The organism is Flavobacterium sp. R1_16 (assembly GCF_057652095.1).
This window is the reverse complement of sequence record NZ_JBYFCG010000009.1, coordinates 23,794-38,401: the sequence shown is the minus strand read 5'-3', so window position 1 is coordinate 38,401 and position 14,608 is coordinate 23,794. Positions and strand designations below refer to the sequence as shown.

The following is a 14,608-nucleotide window of genomic DNA, read 5'->3' as shown; positions in this document are numbered from 1 at the left end:
AGTTATTCAATTATTTGTAAATTTTACAATTAGACTTGTGTATTTTTCTTTGATTGTAAACATTATATTACTTCCGTTTAACTATACTGTTGTAGTTAATTTTATCAAAATATAAAGTTAATACGAAGCGAATGATAATTTCTAAAAAAACACCTCAACAAAAAACATACAGTTTAAAAAATAGGTTGATTTATTTTAGTAATCACAAAAAAAACATTGTAAATACTAATTATAACCAATCATGAAAATGATTTTTAGTTTACAGAAAAAGCTATTTTCTTCTTACTAAAAGGTTATTGTTGTGGCGATGTATAGTTTGAAATGTTAAAAAATAATGTGGGCTAAATAGATAAAACATACTCAACAAGTCCCTGTTCGTGAGTTAATTCCATTTTCTTTCTTAAACGATATCGTTTAATCTCAACACTTCGAACAGAAATACTCAACAAAGGGGCAATTTCTTTAGAAGAAAGATTCAATCTGAGATAGGCACACAGTCTCAAATCATTGGGTGTTAGTGATGGATGTGCTGACTTTACCTTCTTTAAAAAATCTTTATCTACACTATCAAAAGATTCTTTAAAGACTTTCCAAGAATCCTCATCAGATATGTTTTTATTAATGTTAGAAATCAAAGATTTAATACTTTTGTTTCCACTTTCCTCTGAAGTATTCTTTAAATCCTCTTTAATTAATGTGAGTAATTCATTTTTGTTTATTAGGGTCAAATTGGTTACTGCCAATTCTCGATTCTTGCTGTCCACATCACTTGCTAACTGCTCATTACGAATCTTCATGAGCTGTCTGTCATTTTCCAATTCTTGAATTTCAAGAAGAAGATTGTTTTCCTCGATTAACTTTTCCTTCTGTTTTTGATAGTATTTTTTATAAGCCTTATTGATGTAGTGGATAAGAATCAAAAATAAAATTATATACACAATCAGTGCAAAGTTTGTTAAATACCAAGGTTTATTAATTGTAAAGGTATAGCTTGCAATATTTTCAGGTGAAGAATTTGCAATTCTAGCTCTAACTTTGAATGTATAGGTTCCGGGAGACAGATTCTTGAAATTTACTGTTGACTTGGAACTCCATGAACTCCACTGATTTTGATAGCCTTCAACCAAGTACTGATATTCAGAATTTATATATTTATTATACTGAGGAACTGAATAATTAAAGGTTATATTATTTTCATCATGACTGAAACTTCCTTTCTCATGTATAGCACAATTAATAGACTTCTCATTTTGTTTGTTAATTGTAATGTTTGAAATAGAAACACTATAATTTTTAAAACTTAAGTCATTGATATTAAGGGTATAATACCCGTCAGTAGTTCCTATGATGTAGACTGAATTAGATAATTGATAGATATTCTCGTACCCAGCCATTGAATTGGTCAAATTTGATGGTATAGGTATTTTATTTTCCTTAAGGTTATAATTTAATTTATTTAGGGTAAAAAAGTGAAGATAATTTTTTGAAAACAACCAAATTTTATTTGCTTTGTCAACTATTAATTTTCCTGAAGTATATTCATCCTTATTAAAGGCAGTACTCAGCAGGCTGTCTTTCTGAAATTGATTTGACTTATAATTTAATTTGAATATTCCTTCATTTGATGCATAGTATATTGTATTATTGAACTTTGTTAGACACGAATTTTTACCTTTTTTAGGTTTAGTATAGGTAATTATTTCTTTAACTTTTCTCAATTTATTGTCTAGTTTTAAACGAAAAATACCCTTATACTCATGGCTGACAAACACATCATAAGCATTTGTTATTTCAAAATACTTTGAAGAATAATCAAACCCTGCAATTTTATTTCTAAAAACCCATCGATTATTTATTTTTTCTAAAACATTCAAACCATAATAATTCCCTTGGAGCAACAAATTTTTATTGTAAGGTATTGGAATAAATTTCCATGTGCCTGATTGTGAAAAAATAGAACTAGCAACACCATTTTCGATTACGAAAGTTCCCGAATCATGACCGCAAAACAAAACCCCTTGATATTCAAATAATGACCAAACTTGTCCTTTTGTGCCTGAAATAATATGGAAATCATCTTTTGTTCCAAAATTTTTATAAAACAAACCTTGATTTGTGCCTATATACAACTTACCATTATGCAAAATTGAGGCATAAACAGTACCCAAAACTCCTGTATTGTCTTGATATGTTTTTACTGGGGATTGTATATTTAAACAATTTATTCCATTGTCTAATCCCATCCAAAGGTTTTTATCTTTATCTTCAAATAGGGACAAAACAGTATTGTTACTTATTCCTCTATGTTGTTTTATATGATATTTTAATTTTCCATTGCTGTTTAATATAACAATGCCGTTCAAAACTGTCCCCAATGCAAAACTCCCATCAGAAAGCATTTGACAACTGTATATATTACTGTCAGACATTTCAATATCAGCTTCGGTATTAAATTTAGTTAGATTTGAACCTATAAGTTTGTAGAGTCCATTAGACTGAGTCTGTATTAATAGTCCCTCATCATTAGAAAAAACATTTGTAATTCTATTGGTTTGTATTATGGGATGACTGGAGACAAGCTTTGATTTTCCATTTTCGATTTCATATAATCCTTCGTTGATAGTCTGAAAATATATCGAATTCGTTGTTCTGTAAGACTTTACAACTCCATTTTTTGGAGTTATAATATTAAATTTAGTTGTTTTTGTATCATAAATATATATTCGATTTAAGGACTGGAAAATTACCCATTGATCATAGTTCAAAATGTTCCAAAACTGTTCATCATCTAAAATTTTATTCTTTATTTTTTGGCTTAAAGAGTGGTACTTTAGTAATCCGTTATCTTGTTTTGACCAATAACCAAATTCCATGTAACATCCAGTGTAAATCTTGTCATTAATGACTTTTACCGAACGCATAATGGTTTCGTTTGGTGAAGGATATAATTCCCATTGAGAACCATTAAACTGCAAAAGTCCTTCGTTATTAGCAAAATATAAAAAGTTATTATTATCTTGACTAATCATCCAATTCTGATTTCCCGCTCCATAGGTAGAGGGATAAAATTGTAATATCGGTGGCAATTCTTGAGATAAAGAACTATTAGATACTATAATGAATAAGAAAAATAAATATCGAGAAAAATTATATTTTTTCATTTTGTATAACATAAGAATTAATTTGCGAAATAATACTTAAAGATAGAAAAACATTATTTATGTTTAAAAAAAAAGCACGTTCTAGAACGTGCTCTTTTTTAAAATAATTCAAACTATTCTTTTACAATTTTTGAACTAGCAACTTTGCCATCTATTGTTGTTTTAACAACATAAACTCCTTTTTGTAATGAATTTGTTTGAAGTTTAACTGAAGTAGTATTTGGCATACTTGACAATACTTCTTGACCCAAAACATTATAAATTGCTACTTTTTGAATAGTATTTTTTGCATCAATATTTAATTCGCTTTTAGCAGGATTTGGATACATTTTGATCTTAGCAGATTCGAAATCAGAAACACCAAGAGGAGCTTTGTACGCATAAAGATTGTCATACCAAACTTTATTATTTAGGTTAGATGTAATTCCAAACTCTTTAAAACCGGTAAAAGCAGTTAAATCTACAGGAACATCAACTTGTAACCAACTTCCAGCTATTAAGGCCGGAGTAGAAGCAACTTGCAAAAGAACTTCTGATGCTGCTCCACCTGGCTGTTGTACAAATTTCAAATTAAATACAGAAGAAGTAAGAACAGTTCCTTCTTCAATATAGATATCAACGTGTAAATGTGTAAATGACGAAGCATCTATTCCTGAATTCAATACTATACCTTGACAAGGATTATTTTTGTATGATATAGTTGGATTACCATCAATTAGAACCTCTTGAACAGATTCTCCTCCACACCAACCTGCGTCAAAATTACTGGCTACATTTGTGTAAGCACCACTATAAAGAGAAATTACATCTTCAGCAGCTCTAACCGGAGGTGTTGGTGCTGCAACAGTTGGTGGACTAATACATTTTGGACAACTTCCTCCACAATCTATTCCAGTTTCATCACCGTCTTTAACACCATTTCCACAGGTAGTTTCAGGAGCTGCTGGTCCAGAAATATTATCTACATAAAACGTTCTTGCTGGTTTAGCTACATTGGGGAAGAAAGAAGTCTCTCCAGCTTTCCAGTATGTATGGATTACAAAACCTTTATACACACCATTTGCTGTAGCTGCTTTTCCATCTAGCGCTTTATCAAATGTAAATGAAAGAGTTTGCCAAGTACCATCTCCGTTGTGAGTAACCTCAGCTGCTGCTTCTGCTGCTCCTGCCTCACCGCGATTTACTTTAACTAAAAAAGTAATAGGAATATCCGATTTTACATCAATTGTCATTGTTTTGGAAGTCGTCAATTGAACATCTTTAGTTAAATTCAAATTAATCCCTTGCCATGGCTCACCCGCAGTATTCCCAACAATTTCTAATACTTGAGAAGTATTGGTTCCTGTTCCCGCTAAAACAGTTGGAGCGGCCATTCCTCCAAAAGGACCTCCATTGACAGAACCCGCTGCCTCAAAATTTTGAAGAACATCTTGAGAAAATCCCAAGGAGCTAATCAAAAAAGTAAATAATAAAGTAATTTTTTTCATGGTAAATATTTTTAAAGTTAAAACTCAAAGTTAGTATTCTATCACATCAAAAAATCAAAAAATTAGTATACAAAAACTATACAAACTACTGTTTTGAAAATTTTATTTAAAAATAGTAGTAAATTCAATGTAAACCTAGTATTACATCGTTGTATTTAAAATTATTTAATTCATTAATGTTGTGGCAATGTATAGGTATTATTTGAAATTAGTTAGTTCTGAAAGTTGCGAAATTAATAAATGAAAACGTTGTATAGTGCTATTTATCAAAATAAACTACGCAAACTTGATTTTATAAAATAAATTAAATTTATAAAATTTATAATTTATATTGTATTTTTTATAAATCTCTAACACTTTTTTTAGTTATTATTAAAATCCTTAAGTTGATTGAGAAGAATTTGTTACTTCCTGTTTTTTTGCTTTTTCGTAGTAAATTCCTATATCATATTTAATTACCTTTGTGAACATTCTTTTTATCGTATATGATTACTGCAGACATCACAAAACTCGATCCTATAAAAAATATCATTATTAAAGGCGCTCAAGTTCATAATTTAAAAAATCTTGATGTTGCTATACCTCGAAATAAACTTGTTATTATTACTGGGCTTTCAGGATCAGGTAAATCTAGTTTGGCTTTTGATACACTATATGCTGAAGGACAAAGACGTTATGTTGAAAGTTTATCTTCTTATGCCAGACAGTTTTTAGGCAGACTAGATAAACCAAAAGTTGAATATATAAAAGGAATTGCACCTGCCATCGCAATTGAACAAAAAGTGAATACCACCAATGCTCGCTCTACAATTGGCACAAGTACGGAAATATATGATTACTTAAAATTATTATTTGCTAGAATAGGCAAAACATACTCCCCTATTTCTGGTGAAGAAGTCAAAAAAAACACCGTTACAGATGTAATAAATTGTGTTAAATCTTTTGAAACTGGCAGCAAATTATTACTTCTTTCTCCTATACATTTAGAAGAAGGCAGAAAACTAGAAGAAAAACTAAAAGTGTTATTGCAACAAGGATTCGCTAGAATTCTTATCAACAATGAAATGGTTCGATTGGATCAAATAGAACACCATTCATTAGAAAACAAAGATGTTGTACTAATAGTGGATCGAATCGTTGTTAAAGATGATGAAGAATTCTATAATCGACTATCAGATGCTGTTCAAACTGCCTTTTTTGAAGGAAAAGGAATTTGCTTCTTGCAAGAATTAGATACAGAGAAAAAAATAACATTTAGCAACAATTTTGAACTCGACGGAATCAATTTTTTGGAGCCAAATGTGCATTTATTCAGTTTTAATAATCCATATGGTGCCTGTCCAGTATGTGAAGGTTATGGAAATATTATTGGTATCGATGAAGAATTAGTTATCCCTAACAGCTCTTTATCAATATACGAAAATGCAGTTTATGCCTGGAGAGGTGATAGTATGAGTTGGTATCGCGATGAATTGGTCAACAACGCCTATAAATTTGACTTTCCTATTCACAAACCTTACTATCAGTTAACCGATGAACAAAAAGAAGTGCTTTGGAAAGGCAATTCGTATTTTACTGGTTTAAACGATTTTTTTAAGGAACTTGAAGAAAAGAATTATAAAATTCAAAATAGAGTCATCTTATCACGCTACAGAGGAAAAACTAAGTGCTATTCTTGTAAAGGTAAACGCCTCAGAATTGAAGCTTCCTATGTTAAAATAGGTGGAAAAACAGTATCAGATTTAGTGGATTTACCAATAAAAAAGCTAGTAGTCTTTTTTAAAGATTTGCAATTAAATGAATATGAACAAAAAATAGCAAAAAGATTATTAATCGAAATCAATAATCGACTTAGTTTCTTAGTTGAAGTCGGTTTAGATTATTTAACTCTAAACAGGAATTCAGCGAGTCTTTCTGGAGGTGAATCACAACGAATAAATTTAGCTACTTCGTTAGGTAGTAGTTTAGTAGGTTCGATGTATATTCTGGATGAACCAAGCATTGGGTTACATCCAAAAGATACCGAACGTTTGATAAAAGTATTACTTTCACTTCGTGATTTAGGCAATACTGTTATTGTTGTTGAGCATGATGAAGATATCATGAAAGCAGCAGACATGATTATTGATATAGGTCCTGAAGCTGGAACTCATGGAGGAAAATTGGTCGCACAAGGTACTTTTAAAGAAATTTTAAAATCAAATTCACTGACTTCTAACTATTTGAATGGAAATTTAAAAATTGAAGTCCCAAGAATTAGACGAAAATGGGGAACTTACATTGAGATACTTGGTGCCAGAGAGCATAATTTAAAAAATATTGATGTCCAATTTCCGCTTGAAACATTGACAGTTATTACTGGAGTTTCTGGTAGTGGTAAAAGTACATTAGTCAAAAAGATTCTCTATCCTGCAATGCAAAAAAAATTAGATGGCATTGGTGAAAAGGCAGGTCAGTTCACAGAAATGCGTGGCTATTATCATAAAATTCACCATATAGAATACGTAGACCAAAACCCTATAGGCAGAAGTTCTCGTTCAAATCCTGTTACTTACATAAAGGCTTATGATGACATCCGAGATTTATATGCTAAAGAAAAATTATCAAAAATTAGAGGATATCAGCCCAAACACTTTTCGTTTAACGTAGATGGTGGTCGATGTGAAACTTGTAGCGGAGAAGGCAGTATAAATGTTGAAATGGTATTTATGGCTGATGTTTCACTACCTTGTGATACTTGTAATGGAAAACGATTTAAAAAAGAAATACTAGAAATTTATTTTGAAGGGAAAAATATTGATGATATTTTAACCATGACAATTGATGATGCTGTTGCTTTTTTCACAAAAACGAAGCAAATTAAAATTTCTCAAAAATTACAACCTCTTCAAGATGTAGGATTGGGTTATGTTCAGTTAGGACAATCTTCCTCTACTCTCTCTGGTGGTGAGGCACAACGTATAAAATTAGCTTCATTCTTAGTAAAAGGAAGCACCAAAGAGAAAGCTTTATTTATTTTTGACGAACCCACAACTGGATTGCATTTTCATGATATTAAAAAACTTATAACTTCTTTTGATGCATTAATTGACAAAGGACATTCCATTCTTGTAATAGAACACAACCTCGATTTAGTAAAATGTGCAGATTGGGTTATTGATTTAGGACCAGAAGGAGGCGAAAATGGTGGAACTATTCTCGCTAGTGGAACACCAGAAGACATTATTAAAAATAAAAACTCTATAACTGGTATTTATTTAAAGGAAAAATTGGTCCAATAAATTATTTTTCTTCTTCCTCTTCGTCATAAGTTATCTTGAATACAAAAATTTTCAGATATCTTTTGTCGTTACTTTCATAAGAATACGTAAATGTCTTGTTAGCAGGGTCCAAAACAAGCTTACCTCTTGCAAATTTAGATCGCATCACCCATGTTGAACCACCGTTTTCATCTACTGAATAGGATACAATAGAGCCGTGATACAATCTCACTTTACCGTCATCATTCAAACTTATAATAATATAACCATTACTCTTGGTTCCTATTTCTCTAATCTCTATTATAGAATTTTCTAATTCTGAATCTTTGGGTTCATAAGCATCTTTTTCATCACTCCATAAATAAAATATCCTACTATTAGAATGGTATCGAGATTGGTCATTTGCTTTAACTGGAGGTTGTTGTGCAAAAAGGAGTGAATTTAAAAACAAAAAAAGGAGTGTAAAGTATCTTTTCATCAGTGATTATTGCGATTGATTTTTCCAAAAATACAAAATTGACTTTAAATCTTCGCATAACAAAAAATAATTCTAAATATAATTTATTGATATTCAAAATTTTAAAAATTATTTTTATTTAAAATCATAAAATAATATATAAAATCTAAAAAATTGGCATACATGTTGAAAATAATATAATATGTTGTCAAAATGAGTTTGACATATAATTATAAATTCTATTCATCATGAAAAAAATTACTCTTTTAGTAGCTAGTGTTTTACTGTATGGAAATCTAGCGAATGCATCAGCAATAAACTATGCTGACAAGAAAAACAAAATTGATTTTGGTCAAAACGATCCCATAGAATTTACAGAGCGTGGAATTGCATTTTACGTATTCCCTAACGGAGAATTTGACTTTAACACCACTCCAACTGTTAGTAGTGAAGTTTATTACAGACGAAGTGCAAACAGCGCCAATGAAACTTCAGAAGGCAGAAGAAAATTTGTACCTGAAAACAATGGTGTTCGTATCGAGCATGATGCAATGGGTAGAGTTCGTAGAATTGGAAATGTATTCATAAATTATGACTTCCAAAACAGAATAAAAAGAATTGGAACCGTGTATATGAGTTACAATCGTTTCGCCCTAGAACAAATTGGTGGGTTAAAAATCATTTACAATCGCAAAGGGCAAATAATAAATACGTACGGAAGTGTAAATGGTTGCGAAGCAAATTATTACAGTCCAAATTCATACCAGTACGATTCTTATTTTAATACTCCGAGCAATAATAGTCAGTATTATTATAGAAAGGCAAAAACTGATGCTAACGACAAATAATTGTTAGATAAACCAACTATTGCATTTAATCCTGTTTGTGAGTTTACAAGCAGGATTTATTTTTTAAAATCACTCCCAATTTAAAACTTGATTTTGGATAACATTTTATCAATAAACTCATTTATCTCCTCCGAAATTATCAGTTTGTAATTTATCCAAACATAAACAATAGTTATCAAAACCGATTTTAAAACGATATTCAATATTGGATGAAATGAAAAATCCCAGAAATAAAATAGCACAAAAATTCCCATAATAATTGCAGCCGATTTTAATGTATTGACGGTAAACGGAAATAAATTCATTTTCTTAACCACAAATAGTAATTTTATGGAATTGTAAACAAGAACCGAGATTAACGTAGCCCATGCTGCACCAACAATTCCATATGGCGGAATTAACAACATATTTAAACCTATCATCATAAAAACTAACAGTAATCCAAAAAACAAAACTGTTTTATAATATTTTGTGTTCAAAATAATAGCATTGTTATTACCCAAAATCACATCATAAAATTTAGTCAATCCAATAATAAAAACAACTGCTATACCTCCTGAATATTCACTTGGAATTAGCTTGTATAACTCTTTAATATTTAGAAAAATACCCAATAAAACCAATCCACCAAAAACTTGTAAATTCAATGCGCTTTTTTTATACAAATCATTTAACTCATCATGTTTGTTTTCGTTCATTAAACGAGCCGTAATTGGATAAATAATTTGAAGCATAGCCCTGCTTGGAACTGCTATTACTGTAGCTATAAAAATAGCCACAGAGTATAAAGCATTATCGCTTATGTTTCTGTAAGAAGGAATCATCACCTTGTCAAAATCCATCAATAAAACAGCTACGCTACCTGACAAAATAATGAAGAAAGAATAGCCAAAAATGGCATTGACATTAGCAGGAATCTTAAATGAAAGAATAGGTCGCTTAACATATATCGCATAACTTTTCATTGCTGCAAATTGTAAAAAATAAGCCCCAAAAAGAGCATAAATAAATCCATCTTTTGATAACCAATTCCAATGAACTGAAAACAAAAGACAGAAGATAATGGTCCTGACCAATACTTCACTGATAAAATTCCCCACAACAGATTGCATGTGCACTTTGACCCAAGCATAATACACTTCAAAATACCCCATACAAATGCCTATAACGGGGATTAACCATAAAAAAGGTTTTATTTCAGGGTTTTTTTGTAAAATTAAAAACGCAATTTGATCATAAAAAAAATAGGTAATTGTAGTTATGGGAATGATTAAAAAAAGGGGCATCAAAAGCATAAAAGTCAAGAAATGATCCCTTTCTGATTCAGTAGTATATTTTGAATAAAATCGAATCATTGTATTTTGAACTCCAAAAGCCATCAATGGCATCATAATATTGGAAGCCGAAAGTAAAAAAGCCACCATACCATAATGCGTCTTTCCTAGAAAATTAGTATATAAAAAAAGAGCATTGATAGCGCCAATCCCAAAACCAAAGTAGGTAATTATTGTGTTTTTAATAGATTGGTTTATAACTATTCCCATTTGTCAAGTTAGAAATTTGATGTTAAAAGTTTTGCCAATTTCTCTGTCAAGTTTTTTCTAGAATAGTATTGCAAACCTACTGGATTTGATTGTAAATTTCCTTCTTGATATTTTTTGTAATACTCCAAAATCACTTTTTTAAGTTTATCTTTTCCAAAATATTCAAAGAAAACACCTGTATTTGTCGTTGTGATAATTTCTTCAAAATCTGATCCTTGTGGACCAATAGCTAGTATAGGTCTTTCAGAAACCATGTATTCAAATAATTTCCCTGGAATAATACATTTAGTATCGGGTGAATTGATTTCAATTAATAACAAAACCTGAGACTTTCGTTGGTGTAAAACTGCTTCATTATGAGAAACATACCCCAAATAATTCAAATTAGAATCTAAATTGTATTTTTTTATAGTATCTAATACTTCTTGACTAACTGTACCTATAAGTTTGAGTTCAAAATCTTGAGCAAAACTCGGGATTTCATTCATAAGTTCTGATAAACTTTCCCAAAGAATTAGTGGATTTCGCTCTGACAATAACGAACCAATATGAGCCAAAGTAAATTTTTCGTCCAAAGGTGGTTTTATTATTTTTTCAAAATCATAGCCATTGGTTATTACCTCAATAGGACGCTCTGTTATTGTTTCAAACTCTATTTTAGTGTTTTTACTAGTAACTATAATAGCATCTGCAGTGGTTAATACTTTCTTCTCAAGCTGTTTGTGTTTTTTTTCAGAACGATTAGATAGTAAAAGTGATTTATGGTAACCAATTGTTGTCCAAGGATCTCTAAAATCTGTAATCCATTTTACAGCTAAATTATTTTTAAGTTGTAACCCAATTAGATGAAGACTATGAGGTGGTCCAGTTGTAATTACTGTTGTAATTGAGTTTTCTTTAATGTATTTTTCTAAAAAACTCACAGATGGTTTTACCCACAAAACTCTGGCATCAGGAATAAAAAGATTGCCTCTCACCCATAGAAAAACCTTTTCTAAAAATGTTTGTTTTTTTGCGTTTGGAATAATTCCAGAACTGATTTTTTTGGTCTTATTTTTAGAAAAGAATGAGGCTAAACCATAGGGTTCAAAAATCTTCTTTTTTATGATAATTACTTTATCCGAAATCTCATTTTGCAATTCTTCATCAATAATGGGATAGGTTGGATTCTGGGGAACATAAACAACAGGTTGTATCCCAAAGTCAGGTAGATACTTTGTGAACTTAAGCCAACGTTGAACCCCTGGGCCTCCAGCAGGTGGAAAATAATAGGTAATGATTAGGACTTTATCCATTAATTTCTATTCGATAATGATGAATCATTTGCTGCGTACCAACTTTTCTTTCTCTCAAAATAAAGTCCAATAACAATCAAGAGAATTGCACCAATAGAACTGAACAATGCTATTGTTCCTCCTGTTTTTACAACTTCTGGTTCAAATTTAAATTCGACTATATGTTTTCCAGCGGGTATTTTTAAACCTCTTAGAACATAATTTACTCTAAGAATATCAGCCGATTTTCCATCTATGGTTGCTTTCCAACCCTTTGGATAATATACTTCTGAAAAAACAGCAAATCCATCTTTTAAATTATTAGATGTATACTGAACACGATTAGGTTTAAAATTATTCAATTTGATAGTCGCTAAACTATCTTTTAAGAAGCTTTGCCCATTTCTTATCTCTTTCCCGAATTCATTTTCATTGATTACAGCTACATTTTTACTATCAAAATTACTAATCGATTTCATCTCTTCATCCGCTGAACGAACAAATTTTATCGATTGTATAAACCAAGCATTTCCATTTGTTCTCGGATTGATGACTGGAACACTTTCCCCATCTTGAGTTTGTAGAATCAAATATTTTATATTCAATGCGTTCATCATGGGAATTTCTTTTGTTAAAGTCATTGTTTTAGGATCTATATTTTTCCCTAAATCAGACAATTTTCTATCAATTTCATAATCAAACAATTGATTGTATCTTCTTGGACGAACTGCACTATATCCTCCAACAGATTTGTGAAAATAAGATGTTCTACCCTGTAGACGTCCTTGCACCTCGTACACTCTATAAACTGTAGTATCTTTCAAAATAAAATCATCCGCTTGAGTAGGTTGAAAAGGTTCGTTTACTTCTCTTTCGCTCTTGAACTGCTTTGGATTGTTACTCACGTAATTTTTGTCTATAAAAAACAAATCTCCAATCATAAAAACCCCTATAACAATAATGGTAGTGTTTTGAGCTAATTTGCCTTTGATGTAAAACCACAACGCTCCAAAGGCAACCAATATAAAAAACCCAGACCGTAGCAAATCCGCTGAGTACAAACTAGCTCTATCCTCTTTTAAAGCATTTACTAGAGCATATCCCATTTCTTTCCCATAAGATTGAATAAAATAATCATCCCCTGCTGTAGAAAAAGTAAACATGTTTTTTGCCAAAAACAACACAACTAATAGTCCTATTGAAGTAGCTCCTGCATAAACCAATGATTTTTGCTGATTTTCTTTATCCTTGAAAAAAGATTGAAATCCCATAGCAGCGAGAACGGGAATACACAATTCTAATATGACTTGTATAGAAGAAACCGCTCTAAACTTATCGTATAACGGAATGTATTCAATGAAAAAATTAGTCAACAAAGAGAAATTTTTACCCCAAGAAAGTAATAATGAAATAATAGAGCCAACTAAAAAAGCATATTTTATTTTACGTTTGTCATGATACAATGCCACTACACAAAGAAAAAATACTACAGCACCAATATAGGCTGGCGCAGCAACTATTGGTTGGTCGCCCCAATAGGTTGGAGCCATTTCAACAAATTGTTTCGCTTCTTCATCAGTAGCGCCTTGACCAATTATAAACTGGTACAAAGAACTATCAGTTCCTAAATTTTCAGAATTAGATCCTCCAAATAATCTTGGAGCAATTAGATTAAAACTTTCTGCAATTCCATAACTGTATTCAGTTATGTAGTCGTAATTCATTGAAGCGGTATCTGTATTCTTTGATCCATCGGGATTAAAGCTTAACTCGCTTTTCCCTCTCATACTAAAATCGGTATATTCTTTAGTCGCCAATAAACTACTAGCATTAACCCCTAAAGCAAGAGTTAAAGCTACAAGGAACGTACCTATAATTTTAGGTAAAGAAGTAAAATCTTTTGATTGAATAATTCTGTATAAAAAATAGCAACCTAAAACGAGTAGTAATAGCAACAAATAATAGGTCATTTGAAAGTGATTGGCATTTATTTCTAATGCAACAGCCAACATGGTCAACAATCCACCTATGATATACCGCTTTTTGAATACCAAAATAAAACCTGCTATTACAAATGCCATATACGCAATTGCATGAGCTTTAGCATTGTGACCAACACCGATAATGACAATCAAATAGGTTGAAAAACCAAAAGCCAGAGCCCCAAAAAAAGCTTTCAGAGGATCTGTTTTTAAAACTAAAAGCAAAGTATAGAAACCAAAAAAATATAAGAAAAGATAATCGGCCGGGCGAGGTAAAAATCGCAACAAATCATCTAATTTACCTATGTAATCATGCTGATAATTAGCCCCTAGCTGGTAAGTAGGCATCCCTCCAAAAGCAGAGTTTGTCCAATACGGTTCTGAATGTTCTGCAGCTCGAAAATCATTTTGCTCTTTTGCCATTCCAGTGTATTGCACAATATCGGACTGAAAAATTTTCTTTCCTTGTAAAACAGGATAAAAATAAACGAGGGAAACAAATACAAAACCAATAATGGCTAGTACATGAGGGTAAAACTTAGAAACTATTTTCATAAATTGGAGTAGTCGGTATATAAAACTTTGTTTGGATAAT

General features: G+C 31.1%; 8 protein-coding genes. 2 read left to right on the top strand and 6 right to left on the bottom strand.

The features are described from left to right. Window positions 1–341: 341 nt before the first annotated feature. Window positions 342–3,161: a helix-turn-helix and ligand-binding sensor domain-containing protein gene (locus AC23L6_RS12300; RefSeq protein WP_487562761.1), complete on the bottom strand. Its 2,820-nt coding sequence runs from the start codon at window positions 3,159–3,161 to the stop codon at window positions 342–344. Window positions 3,162–3,274: 113 nt separating this feature from the next. Continuing rightward, window positions 3,275–4,648: a T9SS type A sorting domain-containing protein gene (locus AC23L6_RS12295; protein WP_487562762.1), complete on the bottom strand. Its 1,374-nt coding sequence runs from the start codon at window positions 4,646–4,648 to the stop codon at window positions 3,275–3,277. Window positions 4,649–5,133: 485 nt separating this feature from the next. On the opposite strand from AC23L6_RS12295, the gene uvrA reads away from it, so the two are divergent. Continuing rightward, window positions 5,134–7,929: an excinuclease ABC subunit UvrA gene (uvrA, locus tag AC23L6_RS12290; protein WP_487562763.1), complete on the top strand. Its 2,796-nt coding sequence runs from the start codon at window positions 5,134–5,136 to the stop codon at window positions 7,927–7,929. A 1-nt stretch (window position 7,930) separates the two neighbouring features. Here uvrA and AC23L6_RS12285 read toward each other — a convergent pair whose 3' ends face one another. Next, a complete protein-coding gene (locus tag AC23L6_RS12285) occupies window positions 7,931–8,386 on the bottom strand; it encodes a hypothetical protein (RefSeq protein ID WP_487562764.1) in 456 nt (151 codons plus the stop codon). A gap of 227 nt (window positions 8,387–8,613) precedes the next feature. Between AC23L6_RS12285 and AC23L6_RS12280 the strand changes: the two genes are divergently transcribed. Continuing rightward, the gene (locus tag AC23L6_RS12280; protein WP_487562765.1) at window positions 8,614–9,213 is read left to right on the top strand and encodes a hypothetical protein; all 600 of its coding nucleotides are present in this window, start codon (window positions 8,614–8,616) and stop codon (window positions 9,211–9,213) included. 80 nt (window positions 9,214–9,293) lie between these two features. Here AC23L6_RS12280 and AC23L6_RS12275 read toward each other — a convergent pair whose 3' ends face one another. From AC23L6_RS12275 to AC23L6_RS12265, 3 genes are read right to left on the bottom strand one after another with little or no spacing between them, the layout of a single operon-like run. Further along, window positions 9,294–10,757 carry an oligosaccharide flippase family protein gene (locus AC23L6_RS12275; protein WP_487562766.1) on the bottom strand — a complete coding sequence of 488 codons (1,464 nt, stop codon included), beginning with the start codon at window positions 10,755–10,757 and terminating at the stop codon, window positions 9,294–9,296. A gap of 8 nt (window positions 10,758–10,765) precedes the next feature. Beyond that, the gene (locus tag AC23L6_RS12270) at window positions 10,766–12,052 is read right to left on the bottom strand and encodes a glycosyltransferase family 4 protein (protein WP_487562767.1); all 1,287 of its coding nucleotides are present in this window, start codon (window positions 12,050–12,052) and stop codon (window positions 10,766–10,768) included. Further along, window positions 12,052–14,568, bottom strand: a complete 2,517-nt coding sequence (locus AC23L6_RS12265) for a YfhO family protein (RefSeq protein ID WP_487562768.1) — start codon at window positions 14,566–14,568, stop codon at window positions 12,052–12,054. Before AC23L6_RS12265 ends, AC23L6_RS12270 begins: the two co-directional genes overlap by 1 nt. Window positions 14,569–14,608 lie beyond the last annotated feature (40 nt).

Excerpts from the sequence above, each read along its gene's own strand:
- AC23L6_RS12295 (WP_487562762.1), bottom strand. The coding sequence starts at position 4,648 with ATGAAAAAAATTACTTTATTATTTACTTTTTTGATTAGCTCCTTGGGA.
- AC23L6_RS12285 (WP_487562764.1), bottom strand. The coding sequence starts at position 8,386 with ATGAAAAGATACTTTACACTCCTTTTTTTGTTTTTAAATTCACTCCTT.
- AC23L6_RS12280 (WP_487562765.1), top strand. The coding sequence starts at position 8,614 with ATGAAAAAAATTACTCTTTTAGTAGCTAGTGTTTTACTGTATGGAAAT.
- AC23L6_RS12300 (WP_487562761.1), bottom strand. The coding sequence starts at position 3,161 with ATGAAAAAATATAATTTTTCTCGATATTTATTTTTCTTATTCATTATA.
- AC23L6_RS12275 (WP_487562766.1), bottom strand. The coding sequence starts at position 10,757 with ATGGGAATAGTTATAAACCAATCTATTAAAAACACAATAATTACCTAC.
- AC23L6_RS12265 (WP_487562768.1), bottom strand. The coding sequence starts at position 14,568 with ATGAAAATAGTTTCTAAGTTTTACCCTCATGTACTAGCCATTATTGGT.
- uvrA (WP_487562763.1), top strand. The coding sequence starts at position 5,134 with ATGATTACTGCAGACATCACAAAACTCGATCCTATAAAAAATATCATT.
- AC23L6_RS12270 (WP_487562767.1), bottom strand. The coding sequence starts at position 12,052 with ATGGATAAAGTCCTAATCATTACCTATTATTTTCCACCTGCTGGAGGC.